Source organism: Metabacillus lacus, from assembly GCF_009674805.1.
Classification (GTDB): Bacteria; Bacillota; Bacilli; order Bacillales; family Bacillaceae; genus Metabacillus_C; species Metabacillus_C lacus.
This window is the reverse complement of record NZ_WKKI01000011.1, coordinates 12,961-33,408: the sequence shown is the minus strand read 5'-3', so window position 1 is coordinate 33,408 and position 20,448 is coordinate 12,961. Positions and strand designations below refer to the sequence as shown.

Annotated in this window: 17 protein-coding genes, 1 pseudogene and 2 riboswitches; of the genes and pseudogenes, 12 read left to right on the top strand and 6 right to left on the bottom strand. The window is 43.9% G+C overall.

Annotation, left to right across the window (positions count from 1 at the left end; all coding sequences use genetic code 11):
• Window positions 1-78 precede the first annotated feature (78 nt).
• The gene (locus GJU40_RS08135; protein WP_154307244.1) at window positions 79-585 is read left to right on the top strand and encodes a GNAT family protein; all 507 of its coding nucleotides are present in this window, start codon (window positions 79-81) and stop codon (window positions 583-585) included.
• Between the two features lie 418 nt (window positions 586-1,003).
• Here GJU40_RS08135 and GJU40_RS08130 read toward each other — a convergent pair whose 3' ends face one another.
• Entirely contained in the window at window positions 1,004-2,275 is a 1,272-nt protein-coding gene (locus GJU40_RS08130; RefSeq protein ID WP_154307243.1) for an MFS transporter, read from the bottom strand.
• Between the two features lie 258 nt (window positions 2,276-2,533).
• On the bottom strand, window positions 2,534-3,289 hold the full coding sequence (locus tag GJU40_RS08125; RefSeq protein WP_154307291.1) for an alpha/beta hydrolase: 756 nt from the start codon (window positions 3,287-3,289) through the stop codon (window positions 2,534-2,536).
• A gap of 99 nt (window positions 3,290-3,388) precedes the next feature.
• A riboswitch (SAM riboswitch) is annotated at window positions 3,389-3,493 on the bottom strand.
• Between the two features lie 193 nt (window positions 3,494-3,686).
• On the opposite strand from GJU40_RS08125, the gene GJU40_RS08120 reads away from it, so the two are divergent.
• Both GJU40_RS08120 and GJU40_RS08115 read left to right on the top strand, forming a co-directional pair.
• On the top strand, window positions 3,687-5,405 hold the full coding sequence (locus tag GJU40_RS08120) for a methyl-accepting chemotaxis protein (RefSeq protein WP_154307242.1): 1,719 nt from the start codon (window positions 3,687-3,689) through the stop codon (window positions 5,403-5,405).
• 222 nt (window positions 5,406-5,627) lie between these two features.
• Window positions 5,628-6,473 (top strand): manganese catalase, encoded by an 846-nt coding sequence (locus GJU40_RS08115; RefSeq protein WP_154307241.1) that lies wholly within the window; start codon window positions 5,628-5,630, stop codon window positions 6,471-6,473.
• A gap of 51 nt (window positions 6,474-6,524) precedes the next feature.
• Here the strand turns inward: GJU40_RS08115 and GJU40_RS08110 are convergent, their stop codons facing one another.
• The 3 genes from GJU40_RS08110 to GJU40_RS08100 all read right to left on the bottom strand — a co-directional run bounded on the left by GJU40_RS08110 (window position 6,525) and on the right by GJU40_RS08100 (window position 9,436).
• Entirely contained in the window at window positions 6,525-7,580 is a 1,056-nt protein-coding gene (locus GJU40_RS08110) for an LLM class flavin-dependent oxidoreductase (RefSeq protein ID WP_154307240.1), read from the bottom strand.
• 21 nt (window positions 7,581-7,601) lie between these two features.
• On the bottom strand, window positions 7,602-8,846 hold the full coding sequence (locus GJU40_RS08105; RefSeq protein ID WP_154307239.1) for a carboxylate--amine ligase: 1,245 nt from the start codon (window positions 8,844-8,846) through the stop codon (window positions 7,602-7,604).
• Between the two features lie 111 nt (window positions 8,847-8,957).
• Window positions 8,958-9,060, bottom strand: a riboswitch (SAM riboswitch).
• 58 nt (window positions 9,061-9,118) lie between these two features.
• A complete protein-coding gene (locus GJU40_RS08100; protein WP_154307238.1) occupies window positions 9,119-9,436 on the bottom strand; it encodes a thioredoxin family protein in 318 nt (105 codons plus the stop codon).
• Between the two features lie 173 nt (window positions 9,437-9,609).
• On the opposite strand from GJU40_RS08100, the gene GJU40_RS08095 reads away from it, so the two are divergent.
• The 8 genes from GJU40_RS08095 (at window position 9,610) to GJU40_RS21210 (ending at window position 18,933) form a co-directional block, all read left to right on the top strand.
• Window positions 9,610-10,701: a D-alanine--D-alanine ligase gene (locus tag GJU40_RS08095; protein ID WP_154307237.1), complete on the top strand. Its 1,092-nt coding sequence runs from the start codon at window positions 9,610-9,612 to the stop codon at window positions 10,699-10,701.
• Window positions 10,702-10,771: 70 nt separating this feature from the next.
• A complete protein-coding gene (locus GJU40_RS08090; RefSeq protein ID WP_154307236.1) occupies window positions 10,772-12,139 on the top strand; it encodes a UDP-N-acetylmuramoyl-tripeptide--D-alanyl-D-alanine ligase in 1,368 nt (455 codons plus the stop codon).
• Window positions 12,140-12,462: 323 nt separating this feature from the next.
• Window positions 12,463-13,155, top strand: a complete 693-nt coding sequence (locus GJU40_RS08085; RefSeq protein ID WP_154307235.1) for an alpha/beta hydrolase — start codon at window positions 12,463-12,465, stop codon at window positions 13,153-13,155.
• Between the two features lie 159 nt (window positions 13,156-13,314).
• Window positions 13,315-14,784, top strand: coding sequence for a degradosome RNA helicase CshA (gene cshA / locus GJU40_RS08080; RefSeq protein ID WP_154307290.1), 1,470 nt, complete (start codon window positions 13,315-13,317; stop codon window positions 14,782-14,784).
• 1,090 nt (window positions 14,785-15,874) lie between these two features.
• Window positions 15,875-16,837 (top strand): UV DNA damage repair endonuclease UvsE, encoded by a 963-nt coding sequence (gene uvsE, locus GJU40_RS08075; protein WP_154307289.1) that lies wholly within the window; start codon window positions 15,875-15,877, stop codon window positions 16,835-16,837.
• Between the two features lie 77 nt (window positions 16,838-16,914).
• Window positions 16,915-17,391 carry a PH domain-containing protein gene (locus GJU40_RS08070; protein ID WP_343031470.1) on the top strand — a complete coding sequence of 159 codons (477 nt, stop codon included), beginning with the start codon at window positions 16,915-16,917 and terminating at the stop codon, window positions 17,389-17,391.
• Window positions 17,384-18,823, top strand: a complete 1,440-nt coding sequence (locus tag GJU40_RS08065) for a PH domain-containing protein (RefSeq protein WP_154307234.1) — start codon at window positions 17,384-17,386, stop codon at window positions 18,821-18,823. Before GJU40_RS08070 ends, GJU40_RS08065 begins: the two co-directional genes overlap by 8 nt.
• Window positions 18,802-18,933, top strand: coding sequence for a hypothetical protein (locus GJU40_RS21210; protein ID WP_281350677.1), 132 nt, complete (start codon window positions 18,802-18,804; stop codon window positions 18,931-18,933). The genes GJU40_RS08065 and GJU40_RS21210 overlap by 22 nt, the downstream gene beginning before the upstream one ends.
• 212 nt (window positions 18,934-19,145) lie before the next feature.
• Here the strand turns inward: GJU40_RS21210 and GJU40_RS08060 are convergent.
• Window positions 19,146-19,730 (bottom strand): annotated as a pseudogene (locus GJU40_RS08060) (rhomboid family intramembrane serine protease); the annotation flags it as partial.
• A 311-nt stretch (window positions 19,731-20,041) separates the two neighbouring features.
• Here GJU40_RS08060 and acpS point away from each other — a divergent pair.
• Window positions 20,042-20,416 carry a holo-ACP synthase gene (acpS, locus tag GJU40_RS08050; RefSeq protein WP_154307231.1) on the top strand — a complete coding sequence of 125 codons (375 nt, stop codon included), beginning with the start codon at window positions 20,042-20,044 and terminating at the stop codon, window positions 20,414-20,416.
• Window positions 20,417-20,448: the final 32 nt, after the last annotated feature.

The following is a 20,448-nucleotide window of genomic DNA, read 5'->3' as shown; positions in this document are numbered from 1 at the left end:
CTAGACAACTGTGTGTTCTTGGGCTGTTAGTTAGCAAGCAGGCTCTCATTTCATTTTTTGAAAGGAGGAAGATGGAGTATGGAAACAGCAGTAAAAGATACTGAACAGGAGGAAGAGCTGCAGCAGGAATATGAAAATTTGGAATTTCAGCTGTACCGGATGCAGGATAATCTAAAAAAGATAGCCAGAAACAGCAATGTGATTGGAATTGATCAATCGAAAGAGGATAAGTGGGTGATTGTGTACTCACATGAAGATTCCCATTCATGCAAAATTATGATCAGTGAGTGTGATGCTGCTTATGACGGAACATGGGACTTCTCCCTGCAAGCAACATACTTTGATAATCATACTATTCACATTGGGGACATCAAGGGTCCTGCAAATAAAGGCTACGGCTCTATCTGCATGAAGTATTTAAAGGAAAAAGCCAGACAGCATAATGTGTCTGCGATAACAGGGGACATTGCCAAGCGGGATTGGGACCATGTTGACCGCCTCGTCCATTTTTATGAAAAGCATGACTTTGATGTCTCTGTGGACTATGAGCAGAAGTCGGGTGAAATACATTGGCAGGACTATTAGAAAGAAGCAGCCTTACCGGTATGCTTCTTTTTTGTATGTCTGCTCCTAGTTTAGAATTTCCATTCGGAACCTAAAAAGAGCACACCATCACAGGTGTGCCCCCAGTTTGTAGGCAGGTTCGGAGTGAGAGCATTCCGAATTCCTTTTTTTGATTTCATCGGATTTTCACAAAGCGGATATGTCCGTTAATATCAATGTCTTCCAGCTTGCAGATTCGAAAACATCTTTATTACCTCAAGCGTTATAGTGAAGAATCCTGTTGATTGGAGTGGAAGGCGCTTAGACTCCTGCGGGATAGACGGACAGGTGAGACCCCGGAGACGAGAGCGGCGGCGAGGAGGCTCACCCGCCGCGCAAACAAAAAAGACTGTAGACAAGCTCGTTCCATCGAGTTTGTCTACAGTCTGAGAGCACACCCTCACAGGTGTGCTCCGTTCTGCTGATCTTTTTTCATTTTGTAAAGCTTTCGTGCCCTCATAAATACAAGCAGAACCGGAAACAGAAAGACTGCAGACAGCAACAAAGATGTTCTGACAGTATACCGTGTTCCTGCAGCTCCGACGACAGGACCGCCTACCGTCTGGCCGAACGCATCAAATACGCTGATCATGGAAAGTGTTGTTGAGCGGGACTCACTTGGAATGTGCTGAATAATCCAGGCATCGTAAAGAGGGCTCTTTACATTTCTCACCATGGCTAACAGCAAAAAGCTAATTAATGCCCACAAAAATTCCCCGGCTGCTGCAAAGCCAATCGTACAGGCTATCTGAATCACAGTCAGGATCGATAGAAAGAAAGCAATCGCACCCGCTTCTTCAGTATTGACGAGCTTTCTCACTGCAGCAGTTGCCAAAAAAGTGAGCAGGGATGCACATAGCGTAATCAGCCCTATCCACACAGATGGAGTAAAGCCAAAAACCTCAGGCAGTTGAAAGGAAGTAAGCAAATGTGCTTCCCATAGCCGGTCGATTCCTTCAAGGCCGGCTCCTGCAAAAAAGACAGAAACCATAAGTGCCGGCAGAACCGCACTTCTTCTAATAATTGCAAGCCCGCTTTTCATGGTGGCTGCAGCATGAGAAACATGAGAAGAAAATTCTTCAGCTTCATGCACTGTAAGGGACTCTTTCATCTTAAAGAGGAGAAACAGCGCCAAAAGCAGGTACAGAACTCCCCCCACAAGATAAGGCAGGTTCAGTGAAAGAGAAGATAGAAGCATGCTCAGTAAAATACCGGCAATCCCTGCCCCTATATTGATTGAATTAGATTTCAAAAGCAGGTCTCCTACCTGCTTTTCACCGACTTCATCTGTTATCCAGGCAATAGAGGCCCCGCTGATAAATGTTTCGCCTATACCCCTGAATACTTCCGCCAGGACAACTCCTGCAAATAAAGACAGCAATCCTCCTGTTAAGGCAAAAATCAACGGAACAGAACCTTCTAAAATAAAGGCTGAGCCAACGATCGCAATGCCAATGATGACAGAGAGGCGTCTTCCTCTTGTATCAGCAAAAACTCCTGTAGGTATTTCAAACAAAAGGATTGTAAGCTCCAAAGCTGTTCCAACCAGCAGGAGCTGAAGAGGGGACAGCCCCAACCCATTCACATAATAAACTGCATATGTGGTAAACATGATGGCATTTGCCAGTGTTAAGACGGCAGCCATCCAAATATATACTGTTGATGCGCGCATTCAGTCTCTCTCCTCGTAGAGAGCAGCACGCTGCTATTCTATTAGAGGACGTGCTGCCTCTCGCTGTTCATTTTTTCTCTCTCTGGGGTAAATCGACTGAATGTTTTTTGCATCTTTATCACTCCTGTTCATTTTCTGTTTTCATTATAAGAGAAAAATATCCATTTTGACTAGCGGGATGATATCAGACTTGAAAGAATTGGAAATACAAGAGATGGAGAGGAAGGGAGGAGAGATGATCAATTCTCTCTCCTTTTGTCATACATGCTGCAATTCTGCATTTCTGCGAAAGAAATTGCAGGATTGCTGTACAATTTCTTCTTTGTCATAGTCCATGGAAGCAACATGATATGAATTTTCCAAAATCACTCTTTCTTTAACGGGGGAAGAAATGCTGTTAAATATATAATCGCTGTTTGCTGGCGGAACAACATGATCAATGCGTGAGGTGATGAGAAGGACTGGGCAATGGATGCTTTTTAAACATCGAGAAGTTTTTTTCATAAGTGAAAGAAGCTCATTTACTGCAGTAAACGGGACTTTCGGGTACGTAATTTCATATACACCGGGCGCTTTAATATCAGGACTGCCTTCCTCAATAAATTCAGCCGCTTCCTTGATATCCATATATCCTACATCATTAATCGCTGCATTGATGAGCACAAGACCGTTTGGCTGAAGCAGCTTCGCTGCAGTATGAAGGCAAAGTGTGCCTCCCATAGATTGCCCAACCAAAAAAATGTCACTGCAGCTCCTTTTCAGGTAATGAAATCCGTCAGACAGGCTTTGAAGCCAGTCTTGATAGCAGGCATTCTGCATATCATGCTCAGAAGTGCCATGTCCCCATAAGCGCGGAGCATAAACAGTATAACCCTGATCTGCATATTTTCTGCCGATTTCCTCGACGCTCTGCGGTGTTCCGTTAAACCCGTGGCAAATCAATACACCTGTGGAATTTCCGCTATAGTAAAAAGAATCAGCACCTTGGATGACATTGTAGTGTTCCCGCTTCATAATTTCTACCTCCAATTAAGTGAATTCTCGTTTCTCCCGCTGACCGCTCAAATAAAAAAACTCCCCTGCAGGTACGCAAAGGAGTTTATATGACAAGTGTCTTTATCATCCAAAGCAGCTGCTTTGCTGGTTGAAGCACCTTTCCCAACAGGCAGGTTGCTGTGAAGTCACAGAGCCAGATCTCTCGTTCACTCTTTATAAAAGTTATCCAGTTTTTATTAATATCAGGGTCAAAAGGGTCAATTTACTTTAAATCCTTATCGGTTTAGTTGGTTTTAATGTATCATACTACCCTCTGTAGCAATCGTCAAACAATTTGTGGAAAATTGAGACTTATGCCCTAAAAATAAATGTAAACAGGCCGATATAAAAGGAAAAAAGGTTGGAAGGAGAATGGATGATGAAGCGGTTGAGACATCTGAAGGTATCTCAAAAGATTTTGCTGATTATCGTGCTTGCTGTGTTTTCCCTTGCAGGTACTGGGGGAGTGGGCTATTACTATTTAAAGCAGATGCAGGATAATTCGCAGGATATGTACGAAAACCGTCTGCTTCCTATACACTCGCTCAATACAATCCGCACTAATTTGATTCTTACAAAGGTGGATATATATGAAATGCTTCTATCAAATAATATTTCCAGGCATAATCAGCTGGTGAAAGAAATTGAAGCGAATGTTGAGGAGAATAATAAGCTGATTGAAGAGTACAAAACTTCCAATCTGGATGAAATTGAGCAAGATAATTTAAAAATATTCGAAGAATTTCTGAGCAATTATCGAGAAAAAAGAGATCAGGTTATCAGCCAGGTAAGAGAAGGGAACAAGGACAAAGCATATTATATTTACAATAATGAAATAGATCAAATGTTTGATAGGGGGGACAATATCATCTCATTTTTGATCTCTCATAATACAGACATTGCTGAAGAATTGAATCTGCAAAATACCGAAAGCGAGCAGTCAGCATTGATCATGACGCTGATTGTGATTGGAGTTTCAGCCATCGCATCTGGCATAGTAAGCTTACTGATCGGCAGAACGATTACAAAGCCGCTGAAAGAACTTCAGGAAAAAATAAAGGAAGCGGAAAATGGAGATCTCACTGTCCGCAGCCCCTATGTCAGCCGGGATGAGATTGGAAACATTACAGGTTCTTTTAATTCGATGCTTGCCGGTTTTGAACGCATTATCCAAAGTGTTATGGGAAATGTCCAAGCACTGTCTGCAAGCTCTGAGCAGATGTCTGCCAGCAGCCAGCAGGGGAGAGCTTCAGCAACTCAGGTTACCGCTGTCATTCAGGAAATTGCAGACGGAGCCGATCGTCAGGCTGCCAGCGCTTCTGAGTCCCTCCATGCCACAGAGGAAATGGGGAAGGGTATTTCAAGAATTGCAGAAAACTCAGGAAGAGCAGCAGGCCTGGCAAAGGAAACCGCTGATCAAACAGGCAAAGGGACGGCACATGTTCAGTCATCTCTGCAGCAGATGTCAGGCATACAAAAAGCTGTGATAGAATCTTCAAAAAAAATTAGCAGTGTGAAAGATAAATCAAGAGACATCCGCAAAATTGTAAAAGTAATTACAGATATCTCTGATCAGACCAATTTGCTCGCACTAAATGCAGCAATAGAGGCTGCCCGCGCAGGAGAACATGGAAAGGGTTTTGCAGTGGTTGCTGATGAAGTCCGCAAGCTTGCAGAGCAGTCCGCAGCTTCGGCGAATGAAATAACAGAGCTGGTCAGGGCTATTCAGCAGGAAGCGGACTCCTCTGTAGAGTCAATGAATGCTGTAACAGAAGAGGTAAATACCGGTGCTCAGGCAATGGATGGAATATATAAAGTTTTTGAGCAAACATTATCGGCCATTGAAAATGTTGTGTCTGAAGTAGGAGATATTTCTGTAACAGCGGAACAGCTATCTGCCGGCAGTAAACAGGTGGAAGAATCTGCAGGGCAGATCTTCCGCGCAGTCAGTGAAAGCTCCAGGCATTTTCAAACCATTGCTGCTTCTTCGGAAGAACAGCTTGCTTCCAGTGAAGACATTTCTAACTCAGCAGTCTCGCTGAGCAGCATGGCTCAGGAGCTGCATGCATTCATCTCGCATTTTAAAACTTCATAATTCCTGAAAGTGCCGCCTGAAGAGGGCGGCATTTTTTCCGTAGTTTCAGGGGGAGAAAGGAACGAGGAAAATATACTGATAAAGCTTAGGGAAGAAGCAAAAACTGCAGAATTTGTAAGAACATGCTTCAGAAAGATTAGTTTGTCCTGCTTTTTATACGGGTAGTGACTACTATGCTCAGTGATGAGTAAATTTACCATTTTTGAGAGGTGCAAGTAATCTATGTTTTTCCATCGCAAAGAACTGCAATACCATGCTAGTCCACAAAGTCCAGATCCAGTGTACGCAAAAAAATTGCAGGAAATCCTAGGCGGGCAATTTGGTGAAATTTCCGTTGCCATGCAATACTTATTTCAAGGCTGGAACACACGCGGCAATGAAAAGTACAAGGATATGCTCATGGACATAGGGACAGAAGAGCTCGCACATATCGAAATGATTACAACAATGATTGCAAGGCTTTTGGACAAGGCTCCTGTAAAGGATCAGGAAGAAGCAGCGCAAAACCCGATCATTGCAGCGGCACTAGGCGGGATGAATCCGCAGCATGCGATTGTATCAGGGCTGGGAGCAATGCCTGTTAATAGTACGGGGGTGCCATGGAATGCAGGCTATATCGTGGCGAGCGGCAATTTGATTGCTGACTTCAGGGCAAACCTGAATGCAGAATCACAAGGAAGGCTGCAGGTAGCTAGGCTGTATGAAATGACAGATGACCCTGGCGTCAGAGAGATGCTGTCATTCCTGGCTGCAAGAGACACAATGCACCAAAACCAGTGGATTGCTGCCCTGAAAGAACTGGAAGAAAAAGAAGGAATTGTCGTGCCAGGCACATTTGGCAGCGACAGAGAAGCGAAGGAGTTCTCCTACTCGTTTATGAACTGTTCCCAAGGAACAGAAAGCAAAGCCGGCAGCTGGGCAAGCGGACCGAGCATCGATGGAAAAGGTACATTTGAGTACGTAGAAAATCCAGAACCACATGCAGAAGCACCAATCTTGGAGCCTGCACCTTTATATATGCACAGTACATTGCCTGATGATATGAAAAAAATGCCTTTCAATGAATAATGGAAAAAGAGGTTTGCCGAATGAAGGATGTCGGCAAACCTCTTTTTCTTTTTATTGTGCAGCCATCGACTGGCGCTTCTCTTCTACCAGCGGCATCACTTTTTGAGAGAAATTCTCCATCTCTTCTAATTGAGGTGAAAATTGAAGAAGCAGTAAATCCAGTCCTGCATGTTCATACTGCAGAATCCGCTCTGCAATTACTTCAGGAGTCCCGATTAAGTTCGGACGAAGGCCACGGTTTGAAACGGAATAATCATAAAGCTGAATGCGCTGTTCAAGCTGTGATTTCGTTGTAAAATCTTTAAAGCCTGCATAGGCAGAGGATTCTTTCAGCGTGGTAATTCTCTTCAGCTCTTCCTGAGCCTCTTCTTCAGTATCCCGGCAAATCACGTAGCCAGCCATTCCGAAAGATTGAAAAGGTTTTGTGCTGAACTGTTTTCGCAGCTCTTTCATGCCTGCTATTTTTTTTTGAATTTCTTCCACTGTTCCGCCATGCATCACATAGGCATCTCCATGCTTGGCGATTGCTTCTTTTCCGCGCGGACTTTCTCCGCCGGCATAGATAACCGGGTTAGGAGATTGAACGGGCTTTGGATACAGATTTGTATTTTCAAGCTGATAAAACTTTCCTTCATGGTCAAAGGGATTTTGCGCAGACCATAGTCCTTTCAGCACTTCGAGAAATTCTTCCGTTCTATCATACCGCTCATCGTGCTCTGTAAAGATGCCGCCATACTGCCTGGCTTCTTCCTCCCACCATGCCGACACAACATTTAACGTAAACCGCCCTTGGCTGATCTGATCAATATTGGCCGTCATTTTTGCAGCAATCGCAGGATTATGGTATCCGGGACGAATAGCTGTCATAATTTCAATTTTTTCCGTTACGGCCGCAAGTGCAGCGGCAGTTGTCCATGCTTCCAGGGAATCTCGCTTGGGTCCCTTGATATCATTCAAATAGAGCTCGGCAATCAGCGTTGTATGAAAGCCCCACTTTTCCCCTGATTGAATCACCTTTTTTGCGTATTCATACGTAGCAGGCATGTTTTCATCTTCAACATTCCGAAGCCAGCCTCCGAAGATAGGGAGCCAAAATCCGTATTTCATAGCTAAAACTCCTTTCCTTTGTTAACAAGGGCATATATAGCCGTTCTGGTACTGATTTTTCACCTGGCGGACGGATGGAAGAGGATCGTCTGCATCAATGACTGCATCAGCAAGATTTTCCGATGGGAGCTGCCCTGTTACAACGGAAAGAAGCTCTTCATCTGTCAAGTGGCCATATCCCGATGTTCCTTTTTCCTGCTTTAATTGAAGGTAGTCTTGTACATATACCCATTTTGCATAATCTCTTTCAGCTTCCATTTTTTCAATGGAGCGCCCGGCAGCTGCACTGTATGCAAGAAGCGGCAGGTTAACCCCGGCAAAAACAGGGAGTCCGATCCACTTCCACACTCGTGTGTTTACATCTAATAATTTATATGTTTGATCTCTGCTGTCATATACAAATTCCGTCTCAGAAATTCCGTAATAGCCGGCAGTCTGAAGAATTTCCGTTCCAGCAGGTACAAATTCGTCAATAGGAGAAGACTCAACAAGGCAGCCTGTCCCAAAATTTTGAGGATACTGCTCAAGCTTTCTTCCTGTAAAATAGCCCTTTACTTCGCCATCGGGATCGACATAGGTGCAAAGAGAGTAAAAGTCTGAGAGGGAGCTTCCGACAATCTCCTGTACCACTGTACCGTGTCCTGAAACCTCGGAAAGAGCACGTTGAAATTCCTGGGGATTTTCAATGAGAATTGCTTTTTTCTGAAAGGCTTCATAAAAGCTTCTTTGCTCCACCGGCTTAATAATACAAGGATAAGGAACTGCTTTCGAAAGTGCTTCCGGACTTTCCCATTCACCGGGATACCAGGTTTTTGGATGAGGTATGCCCAGCTCTTCCGCTTTTTTATAAAGCTTATGTTTATTGAGCAAAGGTTCGACAATGTCATAGTCTGCAAAGGGGAAATGGTAATATTGCTGCAGCTTTTCTCTGTGTCTCGAGACTGTAAGCACCCATTCATCATTGCAGGGAAACAGCACGCCTTTTAGTGGAAGGCGCTTGCCGATTTCCAAAAGGAGGCTGATGAACCCCTCTTCATCTGTCAGGGGATTAGGACAGAGAATTCCTGCTCCTACGTATTTAGATTGCAGTCCTACTGCACGGCCGTCCCTGTCCAGGGCAATGACCGGAATACCCTCTTTGCCGAGAGAACGCGCGATGGCAAGGCCTGTGATATGAGCATTAAAAACAATGGCAGGAGGGATATCAGAGGGAAACTCTTTTAATTTATCCCACAATTCACTTCCCTGAATATAGGTGTCTTTCAATTTGTATTTCTCCTCTCTATTTACTCGGAATTAAGTGCGTATATCCCTGATGGGCGGGAACAATAGAAAAGCCTCTCCTTCATTAGAGGGAGAGGCTGCATACATCAGCATCTCTCATCTTCCAAACGAATGTTTGCAGGACTTGGCACGGTGTCTCAGAGATCCGTTGCCGAGGCTTCGCAGGGCCGTTTCCCTCCGCCTCTCTTGATAAGAGTATTAAAATATTTAGAAATGTAAGAGAATCATATGTGTTTATAACTGCATTGTCAATTTTACAGCTTTTCGCTCAGAAATGCCTGAACCTGCTCAGGAGTTTTTGCGTTTGCACTGTGCAGGTGGCCGAGCTTTTCTCCATTTTTGAATATCAGCAGGCTCGGTATGCCCATTACCTGATATTTCTCAGCAATCTCAGGAAAATCGTCTTTGTTAATTTGATACCAGTCGATGTTCTTGTACTCTTCAAGAATATCACCGATGAACATGTCCATTCGTGTGCAATCAGGGCACCATGTCGCGTAAAACTTTATAATGACTTCTTTTGGCTGCTGAATGAGCGTATTAAATTGTTCTGTTGTTTTTATGGATTCCATATGTATCCCTCCTCGTTTATATTGTAATACAAAAGGGTAGGTTTCATTTGTAATCTTGCTCAGGGCTGAAAAAAAGAATTCACTCCGAAGTATATATAGATTTATAAAATGCGATAACAATTTCAGCTGAAAGTGATAAAATGGATTAGATGAATTTGTGAGGGGGAAGCTGCATGAAAATGAAACTTGGTCTTTTATACGGCGGAAAGTCCGCTGAACATCAAGTGTCTTTGCAAACTGCTTTTGCAGTGATTAAAGCATTGAATACGGATAAGTTTGATATCCATCCTATATATATAACTGAAAAGGGAGAATGGATCCGCGGCAAGCAGCTTGAGGGACCGGTTAGTGAAGTCTCCTCTCTCCGCTTAAATAGCAGTGAACACAGTGTCATTTCACCTGCAGCATTAAACAATCAGCTTTTTTCAATTGGGGCTGAAGAAAAAAGCGAGAGTATTGATGTTATTTTCCCTCTTCTCCACGGACCTAACGGCGAAGACGGAACAGTGCAGGGACTGCTGGAAGTCCTTAATGTTCCATACGCGGGGAATGGTGTTCTGGCTTCTTCTGCAGGAATGGATAAAGTGGTAATGAAGCAGCTGTTTGCCCAGGCTGGTCTTGAACAGGCGGAATATGTGTGGTTTATTCGAAATGACTGGGAAAAAGACCATGAAAAAGCTTATGAGCTGGTCGAAGAAAAACTTGGCTATCCTTGTTTTGTAAAGCCTGCTAATCTTGGCTCCAGTGTAGGAATTAGCAAGTGCAGCGACCGCGAAAGTCTGATTTCTGCATTTCAGGAAGCTTTTCAATATGACCGGAAAATTATTGTGGAAGAAGCTATCGTTGGAAGAGAAATTGAAATCGGCGTGATAGGAAATGATGAGCCTGCTGTGTCTGTAATCGGAGAAATTGCCCCGAAAAAAGATTTTTACGATTATAAAGCCAAGTATGAAGATGGAGATACAGATTTGATCATCCCGGCAGAGGTAAGTGCAGACGAGCAAAAGCAGATTGGCGAAATGGCTGTCAAAGCTTTTAAGGCAATTGACGGTTCAGGGCTTGTCAGAGCAGACTTTTTCCTGACAAGAGATGGCAAAGCTCTTATCAATGAAGTCAACACAATGCCAGGGTTTACGCCATACAGCATGTTTCCGCTGTTATGGAAGCATACCGACCTTGAATATCCTCAATTGATTGAGAAACTGGTTGATCTCGCTTTGGAACGATACAAAGCAAAACAGGAAATTAAACATACGTTTAATTAAAAGAAGAAACACTATCAGGGAAGAGTCTGATAGTGTTTCTTCTACATAAATGAGAGGAGAGTAGGCGCAAATGATCATCCGCTCCTTAAAGGAAGTTCAGGAGATGTCAGGCGGAAAAGGCCTGAAGCAGTCTGATGAAAGCATCATGTTAAACGGTGTAACAACAGATTCCAGAAGCATTGTCGAGGGCAGTTTGTTCATCCCTCTAATAGGTGAGAAATTCAATGGCCACACATTTGCTGAAAAAGCATTGAGTGAAGGAGCAGCTGCAGTTCTCTGGCAGGAGGGACAGCCCAATCCTCCGTCTGATGGCCCTGTCATTTTTGTTCAGGATACACTTTCCGCACTGCAGCAGCTTGCCGGGGAATATCGCAGGCAGATTGGTGTGAAGGTAGTTGGCGTAACAGGCAGCAACGGAAAAACCACAACAAAAGATTTGATCGCCGCTGTTGCGGGCACCAAATATACTGTTCATAAAACAAAGGGAAACTTCAATAATCACATAGGGCTTCCCCTGACACTGCTGGAAATGAATGAGGATACTGAGGTGGCAGTACTTGAAATGGGTATGAGCGCAAGAGGGGAAATCAGCACGTTATCAAAGCTTGCTGAGCCTGATATCGCTGTAATCACCAACATAGGCGAATCACATTTGATGGACCTGGGCTCACGTGAAGGTATCGCGGAGGCAAAGCTTGAAATTATCGAGGGTTTGCATGCTGAAGGTGTTTTTATTTACATAGGTGATGAACCGCTTCTTCAGGAAAGAATCACCTGGGCTACACAAAATTGCATCACGTTTGGCGAGGATGAAGAGAATCAGCTTTATCCGGTTTCGGTGGAATCTGCTTCCAACGGGATGACATTTACAGTTAATGACTCCAGCCAGGAATTTTATGTTCCCATTCTGGGAAGGCACAATGTTCTTAATTCTCTGGCCGCGCTTGCAGCGGGAAGAAGCCTTGGCATTACCGATGAAGAAGCAGCCAAAGGCCTGAGGGCTCTGGAGATGACGAGAATGCGCCTTGAAATGTCAGAAAGCAAAGAGGGCTATTCAATCATCAATGATGCCTATAACGCTAGTCCGACCTCCATGAAAGCAGGCATCAGCCTGACAGAGGATATGGGAGGCTATCACAGAAAGATATTGATCCTGGGAGATATGCTGGAGCTTGGTGAAAAGGAAGAGGATTTTCACAGAGAAGTAGGGGAATTTATTAACCCTGAAAAAACGTCGCTTGTTATAACTTACGGCAAACTTGGGAAGAACATAGCTGAAGGAGCTTTGAAGAAACTCGGTGAAGAAAGGGTCTTCAGCTTTGAAGACAAAGCTGAACTCATTAGCTTTATTCAAAACACAGCAGCATCAGGAGATCTGCTTTATTTGAAAGCTTCCAGAGCAATGAAGCTTGAAGAAGTGGTGGAAGCAGTTTCTTAACAGGCAGCGCAAAAAAAAGAGGGTGCCCCAGGACCCCCTCCATTTGAAACGTATGTAAATCTTGATGCCTCCGTGCTGTCGATTATGTAATGAGCGGCAGAATCAGCAGCAGAGCCAGACCGGCGCCTATGGTGTATTGCAAAGTTTCATCCAATATTTCTAAAATGCTGTTTTTAAGGGCTGGCATGAAAGTTTTCTCCTTTATTATGTAATAGTTTTGGTATACCCCGGTATTTTGAAGAATGAAACCAGCCACTTAAAGAGGTTTCAAATTGTATTGAATCAGGTATAATTTTGGTAGACAGTTATCAGGAGTGATTCCTATGGCCGGTTGCCTATGTATACACGGCTTTACGGGTGCGCCCTATGAAGTAGAGCCGCTTGCAGTTCACCTTCAGAAAAAAACAGACTGGGAAATTATTATGCCGACTCTGCCGGGACATGGAGAGGAATTGTCATTAAAGGGAATACTGTTCAATGAGTGGATTCAAGAAGCAGAGAAAGAGCTGCAGTCTCTGCTGAAAAGGCACGAAGAGGTATATGTGATCGGGTTTTCCATGGGAGGGCTGATTGCAGCATATCTTACCTCGAAATACCCTGTTTCAAAGCTTGTGCTGTTAAGTGCAGCTGCTTACTATGTGAACCCTAAGCAATTCCTTAGTGATATTTCCGCTTTAGTTAGAGATTGGCGAAAAGGTAAAATAACAGATAACGAATTGTTTCACCGCTACAAATCAAAAATTACAAAAACACCAATAAGTGCTACTTTACAATTTAGAAAGCTTGTCAAATATATTAAGCCCCATTTAGCAAACATTAAGGTTCCGGTATTAATCGTCCAGGGCGAGTGTGATGGGATTGTTCCTGTTAAAAGCGCCCATTTTCTTTTTCAGACAGTCGGCTCCAGCAAAAAGGAGCTTTGCCTGCTGCCTTGTTCCAAGCATCATGTCTGCCATGGGGAAGATTTCCCCCGGCTGGTCGAGGAAGTGGATAAGTTTCTGATTGAGAAAAGGTAAAAAAAGGCGACTTATTGTAATAACAGCATTTTCATGTTATGATAGTCTTTAAAGTGTTTACGGCTTCTTAATATGAAACACATGCTCTTATTGCAAGAGCATTTTTGTTTGTTGGAAAATAAAACCGTGAAGTAGCTAGATAAAAGGAGTATGAATAAATTGACAATTATGTTCCAAGATTTAGGCTTAAGTTCTGATCTTATGAAAGCTGTAAAAAGAATGGGATTTGAAGAGGCTACACCAATTCAGGCTCAGACAATTCCTCTAGGCCTTCAAAAAAGAGATGTCATTGGACAAGCGCAGACAGGTACAGGGAAAACAGCTGCGTTCGGCCTTCCGCTTGTTGAGAAAATTGAGCCGACTAATTCACAAATTCAGGCAATTGTCATTGCCCCGACAAGAGAATTGGCGATTCAGGTTTCTGAAGAGCTTTATAAAATCAGCTATTACAAGCGTGCACGCGTTCTTCCTATCTACGGAGGACAGGACATCAACCGCCAGATCCGCGCTTTGAAAAAAAATCCGCAGATCATTGTTGGTACACCAGGACGTCTGATTGACCATATCAACCGTAAAACAATCAATCTGCAAGGTGTTCACACTGTTGTACTTGATGAGGCAGATGAAATGCTGAATATGGGCTTTATTGAGGATATTGAAGCAATTCTTTCCAATATTCCTAATGAGCGCCAGACGCTTTTGTTCTCTGCAACAATGCCTGATCCGATCAGAATGATTGCTGAGCGCTTTATGACAAACCCTGAGCTTGTTAAAGTAAAAGCGAAGGAAGTTACCGTTCCAAACATTCAGCAGTACTCTCTAGAGACTCAGGAGAAAAAGAAGTTTGATGTACTTACGCGCCTTCTTGACATTCAGTCTCCTGAACTTGCCATTGTTTTCGGACGCACAAAAAGACGTGTAGATGAGCTTTCCGAGGCTCTTACGCTGAGAGGCTATGCTGCAGAAGGAATTCACGGCGACCTCAGCCAGGCGAAGCGTATGTCTGCACTTCGCAAATTTAAAGACGGTTCTATTGAAGTGCTTGTTGCAACTGATGTAGCAGCCCGCGGACTTGATATTTCCGGTGTTACCCACGTTTACAACTTTGATATTCCGCAGGACCCGGAAAGCTACGTTCACCGAATTGGTCGTACAGGCCGTGCCGGCAAAAACGGTGTTGCAATGACATTTGTTACTCCAAGAGAAACAGATATGCTTCGTAACATTGAGCGTACAACAAAACGTAAAATGGACCGCATGAAGCCGCCTACTCTGGATGAGGCTTTGGAAGGCCAGCAGCAAATGACGACTGAAAAAATCCGTACTACCATTGATGGTGCAGACCTTAGCTATTATAAGAGGTCTGCTCAGGAACTGCTTGAAGAATTTGATTCTGAAACAGTAGTAGCAGCAGTTATCAAGCTGATGACGAAAGGGCCTGACGACGTACCTGTTCGTTTGACGGACGAGCCGCCGGCATACAGCCGCAGCAAAAACCGTTCACCGAGAGGAAAGCGTGACGGCCAGCAGCGTCCTTCCGGTTCCAGCAAGAAGGGTACTCGCTCTTACTCAGAGAAAGGCCGCTCTCAGCAGCGCCGCCCTTATAACAAAAAATCAAAATCAGAATAATAATACAGAAACAGCGCCGCATGATGTGGTGCTGTTTTTTTTATGCTTTGGCTAAATGTCCTTCATCGGGGCGATGAAGGACAAAAGTGAGGCTAAAATCTGGAGAAACGTCCTTCATAGGGGTGATGAAGGACAAAAGTGAGTGGAAAAGCGAGGTAAATGTCCTTCAAAGGGGCAATGAAGGACAAAAGTGAGGCTAAAATCTGGAGAAATGTCCTTCATAAGGGTGATGAAGGACAAAAGTGAGTGGAAAAGTGAGGGAAATGTCCTTCATAAGGGCGATGAAGGACAAAAGTGAGTGGAAAAGCGAGGGAAATGTCCTTCATAAGGGCGATGAAGGACAAAAGTGAGTGGAAAAGCGAGGTAAATGTCCTTCGAAGGGGCAATGAAGGACAAAAGTGAGTGGAAAAGCGAGGGAAATGTCCTTCATAAGGGTAATGAAGGACAAAAGTGAGTGGAAAAGCGAGGGAAATGTCCTTCATAAGGGCGATGAAGGACAAAAGTGAGTCTCCCCTTCACAACAAACAAAAATAAGCGTAAGAAATCCGGTTAAACTCAGGATAGGCCGTTTTTTAGAGAGGATAAGGGAATGAATTCCGCTTAAGCTTCTTAAAATACTCCATTTTAAGGTTTTTTAGGAGCTTAGACGGAAATCCTCCGTTTATTTCAGCTCATATTCGTTGTTTTTTCTGAATAGACGAAAATCCTCCGTTTATTTCAGCTCATATTCGTTGTTTTTTCTGGATAGATGGAAATCCTCCGTTTATTTCAGCTCATATTCGTTGTTTTTTCTGAATAGGCGGAATTCTTCCGTTTATCTCAGCTCATATTCGTTGTTTTTTCTGGATAGACGAAAATCTTCCGTTTATTTCAGCTAATATTCGTTGTTTTTTCTGGATAGACGGAATTCTTCCGTTTATATATGTAGAGTGGTTTTCACTAGTCAGGGGAGATGCTTAACCAGTTTCCTCAACATGCTCCAAGATGTATCCTTCAACTGCGAAAACTCCACGCAAATCAGTTTCGCATGCTAAAAATGCAGCTAACATGGACAAACTATTTGTATATTGGTGAAATAGGGGTTGAAAACATGCGGGTAAGAATGGGGTATGTTGCGATGAGCATGCAGCTGCAAAATTGCTCACCCTCCCAAACGATGACATACGCACAGTTCAGCAAGATTAAGGATAGAGATGCTGCCATTAAAAAGCTTGAGAGAATTGCCCGTTCCAATTTGGAAAACTGTCTCAGGCTGCTCAAGCACAATGCGGGCAATGATATTCATTTTTTCAGACTCAGCTCAAAGCTGATTCCCTTGGCAAACCATCCGGAACTGAGTGAGTGGCGGTATATGAATGAGCTTCGTGAACCGCTCAACAGCATAGCCGACTTTATAGGAAAGCATGAAATGAGGGTGGATTTTCATCCAGATCATTTTGTTGTTCTCAATTCAAAAGAACCTGATATTTTGAATATGTCATTAAAAACCCTTCATATGCACGAAGCTTTACTGAGAGGCATGAATATTCCTGCCGAACATAGATGTGTCATGCATATTGGAGGCGCTTATGAGGATAAGGAGAAAGCACTTGAGCAATTTATTCATAATTGGGGTCTGATACCGGTGAAGTATCAGAAGCTGGTAATGCTGGAGAATGATGATACAACGTTTCATCTTAAGGACACCCTCTACTTGTGTGAAAAGCTGGGGATTCCCTTGGTATTTGATTATCATCATCATTTGGCTTACCATGAGGAGAGAGACTGGGAGGAAGATTGGATAAGGATATTATCTACCTGGGAAGCTTCTCCGCTGCCTGTGAAGATGCATATTTCCAGCCCCAGAAGTGAAAAAGAATACCGCGCTCATGCAGATAAAGTGAATGTACAGATGTTTCTTGAATTTTTACATGCTGTGAAAGACTCGACCGACAGAATAGACTGTATGATCGAAGCAAAGATGAAGGACGAAGCTCTGTTTACCCTGATGGAAGAGCTGAGCGGCTTCCCGGAAATTATAATCTTGGATGGGTCGACTTTTGAGATTGTATAAAAGTTATTCCTATCCAAACGGCAAGATTTGGATTACGATAAAATAGATCACATATAGAAGACAGAGGAGAGGAAATCGTGAGGAAAGCTCCGCAAAATCAAATCAGCCCGAGGGCACTGAAGGTTTGGAGGCTGTCCGCCGCCATCATGTCCGGAATTTTGCTGCTTGCTGCGGCTGCAATTTTTACGGGTATTTATTATTTCAACTTTCCGATTGGAATTGGGTATACTCTTTTAGCAGTTTGGCTGATGTATGCGCTGGTAAATATTTTTCTTATTCCAAAAATTCGGCACCGCATCTGGAGATATGAGGTGCATGAACATGAAATAGATCTTCAATTTGGCGTATTCATTGTGAAAAGAGTGCTGATTCCAATGGTGAGAGTACAGCATGTGGATACAAGCCAGGGGCCTTTGCTCAGAAAGAACAATCTTGCAACAGTTACCATCTCCACTGCTGCAACTGTGCATGAAATTCCGGCTCTTGATATTCATGAAGCTGATGAGCTGAGAGACTCCATTTCAAGGCTGGCAAGGGTGACAGACGATGTCTGAACCAAAAAGAATGCATCCCGCAGCTGTACTGCTTAATATTTTCAAATTAATTAAAGATTTGATTATTCCGATCCTGCTCCTGTTAATCGTGAATGGAGGAGGGGCGGAGCGGCTTTACGGAGGATATGTTTTGCTTATTCTGCTGGCAGTCCTCGTCATTTTTAGTGTTATCAAATGGCTTACTTTTACATACAGAATTGAAGAAAGTGAACTTAGGATAGAGCACGGGCTTTTTGTGAAAAGAAAACGGTATATACCGATTGAAAGAATACAGACAGTTAACACAAGTGCAGGAATTATCCAGCAGATTTTCGGGCTGGTGAAGCTTCAGGTGGAAACAGCAGGGGGCGGACTTGATGCAGAAGCAGTGCTGACTGCAATCTCCAGGGAGGATGCAAGGAAGATCGCAGAAGAGCTGGAAGCCTACAAAACTGACTTCAAATCTGAAACAGCAGATCTGTTGGAGGAAGGCGAATCTACTTCCGCAAATGAAAAAAGGCATATATATAAACTTAGCAAAAAAGATCTACTGCTTGCTGCAACAACATCAAGCGGAATCGGCGTAGTATTGTCCGCACTGTTTGCGCTGTTTTCACAGATAGACAATCTTATTCCGTTTGATGCAGTGGCTGACAGATTTTCTTTCCTTACCAATGCAGGCGTTGCTGTCTTTGCCGTCATTGCGTTTACGCTGCTGATTATTGCATGGGTGCTGAGCATCGCCGGTGTTCTTTTAAAATATGCTGATTTCACTTTGGAGAGAAAAGATAAAGATCTCATTATCTCCAGGGGTCTGCTTGAGAAGCATCAGCTGACAATTCCTCTTGAGCGAATTCAAGCTTTAAAGATATCAGAAAACCTGCTAAGGCAGCCGCTGGGATTTGCTGCGCTGCAAATTATTAGTGCCGGAGGAGATTCTAAGGAAGAGGGAACCACTATGATGGTTCCGATTATCAGGAAATCAGCGATTCCGCAATTTTTGGAAGAGTATTTGCCTGGCTATACATTTCCTGCGGCTGTCCAAAAGCTGCCTTCCCGTTCACTCAGGCGCTACATCATTCGCGCGATCATTCCGGTGCTTCCTTTTGTGGCGGGTGCGCTTTATTTTCTAAGGCCGTGGGGATATCTTTCCTTATTGCTTGTGATATTGGCCTGTGTTGTGGGCTATGCGAAATTCAAGGACGCAGGATGGAGTATCCATGGAGAACAGCTCTCCATCCGTTCCCGTACAATCGGCAGAAGCACAGTGGCAGTAACAAAGAGAAGAATGCAGGTTTTCCACACACAGCAGGCGCTGTTTCAAAAACGAGCGGACCTTGCAACCATAAAAACCTCTACCATGTCAGGGTTTATCGGAGCTCACTTTTCGCTGAGCGATGTGGAGGCGGAAGATTCCGAGCAGATTAGAACATGGTACAGAGACAGAGTGTGATCAATGCGGCTGCCAATTGCGATTGGCAGCCTATTTATGTGTTAATGGGATGGCTGGAAATGAAGAAAGCTTGGATTGATACTGACCCAAAGCTAGATGTAGGACTCTAACTGTGGGGTAAGCATCATGCTGCCCAAGCTTTTAGTGTACATTTTGTATTGTGCATAACATACTAGGTGCTTTGATATTAAAACCTGGTTAGCAGCCCGAACAGAATCAGTACAACCAGGACAGCCCAGAATATATGCTTTCTCTCTAGTCGTCTCATTTGAAATTTCCTTTTATGCGGCTGATCGTAGAAAGTCTGATGAACGAAGCTTCTTCGCTTTTTCAGGAAAAGCGGCGCAAGAGCAAATCCAGCCCCGAAGCCGGCCAGATGGGCTACGACGTTGATATTTGCGTTGATAAAAGTCATAATTAAGCTGATTGCCAAGATGGTTACAGCAATTTGGGAGCTGGCTTGATCCATCAAGTCTTTTCGATAAATTGACATGTACAGAAAAACACCAAACAAACCGAAGATTGCACCGGAAGCTCCCACATGAGAATACTGAAGCGGCTCAATCAGGAAAGTTGCAATATTTGCAAGAATTCCCGCCAGTAAATAGATGGATAGGAACCTGATTTTGCCCATGAGCCTTTCAAGAGCAGGTGCAAATAAAATAAGTGAGACAGAATTAAAGAATAGATGTGAGAAACCGGCATGTAAGAAAATAGGGGTCAGCAGCCGCCACCACTCACCATTTGCCACGCCGGCGTTATAACCGACCACAAGGTAGCGGATTAGTGTCAAGGCAGGGACAGGGAGCAAAAAGAAAATCCATAGAAACAGATTTATTGCGATAAGCGCTGTCACCACTGGATAAAAACGAACAAAGGTCCTGAAATTTTCTGTTCTGGAGAACATAGAGATAACTCCTTTGGCTATGGTTTCCCTTCATTATCACATAAATAAGCAAGACTTTCATGCGCGAAGTCCGATGGGATGTGTCGGCCTGTTATGTGCTGCGGTGGAACGTGGCGCCTTCCGCTTTTCTACATTGTCCAGCTACAGGCGCCAACGGCTCGAGGTCATAAGCTGTCTTGGCCAAAAGGGCAAAAAGCGCCCTTCCGTCCAAGCCATCTTATGCTTGTCGCCGCTGAACGGGCGCCTTCCGCTTTTCTTTTTTATGTCATTCAATTCAATATTATTACTTTTCACTGTAGGAGGTTTTGCTGATGATTTCCGGGATTGGGATGGATATTGTTGAGATTGGGCGCATCGCGTCTTTGCTGGAGCGCCAGCCGCGCTTTGCCCTCAGGGTGCTGACTCCTTTAGAGCTGGAGCGGTTTGAGGGGTTGTCCGAAAGAAGGAGAGTGGAGTTTCTTGCCGGCAGGTTTGCTGTGAAGGAGGCTTTTGCCAAGGCGAAAGGAAGTGGAATTGGTCACGAGCTTTCTTTTTTAGATATAGAGGTGCTCAATGATAAACGCGGCGCGCCTTTTTTGCAGTATAGGGGAAAGAAGGAACAGGAAGAGCTGAAGGTGCACGTCAGCATTACCCATAGCAGGGACTATGCTGCTGCACAGGTAATTCTTGAAAGCCTGTCAAGCTAGTCTGCATAATCCCGGAACCAGCCTCATATATT